This is a genomic window from Variovorax cryoconiti (assembly GCF_051216395.1).
Lineage (GTDB): Bacteria > Pseudomonadota > Gammaproteobacteria > Burkholderiales > Burkholderiaceae_C > Variovorax.
Genome location: NZ_JBPJZI010000054.1, coordinates 1 through 1,126, shown reverse-complemented (window position 1 = coordinate 1,126; position 1,126 = coordinate 1). Strand labels below are relative to the sequence as shown.

General features: G+C 63.9%; 2 protein-coding genes. One reads left to right on the top strand and one right to left on the bottom strand.

Translation table 11 applies throughout. The features are described 5' to 3' along the window. Window positions 1–590: ammonia-dependent NAD(+) synthetase (gene nadE / locus ACSFA2_RS25655; RefSeq protein WP_435458147.1), on the top strand; the 590-nt coding region annotated here is incomplete at its 5' end. Window positions 591–622: 32 nt separating this feature from the next. Here the strand turns inward: nadE and ACSFA2_RS25650 are convergent. Further along, window positions 623–1,126, bottom strand: a 504-nt coding sequence (locus ACSFA2_RS25650) for a hypothetical protein (RefSeq protein ID WP_435458146.1), incomplete at its 5' end; no start/stop codon positions are given.

Genomic DNA, 1,126 nt, shown 5'->3' with positions numbered 1-1,126 from the left:
TCGCGATGCGCCTGCCCTACGGCGTGCAGAAAGACGAAGCCGAGGCGCAGGCCTCGCTCGCGGTGATGAAGCCAGACCGCACCATCACCGTCGACATCCGCCCCGCCGCCGACGGCATGCTCGCGGCGCTGAAGGCCGGCGACCTCACGTTCCGCGACGCGGCGCACGAAGACTTCGTGCTCGGCAACATCAAGGCGCGCCAGCGCATGATTGCGCAGTTCGCGGTGGCCGGCGCGCACGACGGCATCGTCATCGGCACCGACCATGCAGCCGAAGCGCTGATGGGCTTCTTCACCAAGTTCGGCGACGGCGCGGCCGACATCACGCCGCTCACGGGCCTCAACAAGCGCTGCGTGCGCGCGGTGGCCCAACTGCTGGGCGCGCCCGACGCGCTGGTCTACAAGGTGCCCACCGCCGACCTCGAATCGCTGGTGCCGGGCAAGCCCGACGAAGACGCCTTCGGCGTCACCTACGAGCAGATCGACGACTTCCTCGAAGGCAAGCCGGTTTCGGCCTCAGCCCGCCAGGTCATTCTTGCGACGCATCGCAAGAGCGCCCACAAGCGCGCGCTGCCCGTCGAGCCCTTCTGACGGCGGCGGCCGCGGGGTGCGCCCAGGCTTCTTCATGATCGAAGCGGCGCAAAGATCCACGCCACGGTCCGCATTCGGTTTTCAACCACGGCTACCGAGGCGCAATCTATTGCGAGCACCGCAGCTTGAAGATAAGTCATGAGCTGCACAGAGTTCACGGCATCGGCATTTAGGTGCTGTAGATCGGACTCCGCAGCGATTAAGAGTTCTTCGGCGATCTGAGTCTTCAGGCGTAATCCGCTACGATCCACAAGCCAACTCACGGCGTCCAAGCGGCGGCGAAGCATGTCAAGCATGCGCATCACGGGTGACTTGCCGACATAGGCAATTTGTTCTTGATCACCTCGCGGACGAGTTTCCAGGCGCCATAGGGGTTCGCGCTTTTCGTACTCCGCCATAACATGTGCGACGAATCGGCGAACCGCCGGATCGTCCGCTCCTACGCGTCCCACGCTGCCACGCAGTTGCTCCATCAGAGCTGTTCCATCCGGCAGCAACCCAGCCAAAAAGACAAAGACCTCTCGCCATCTCGGATC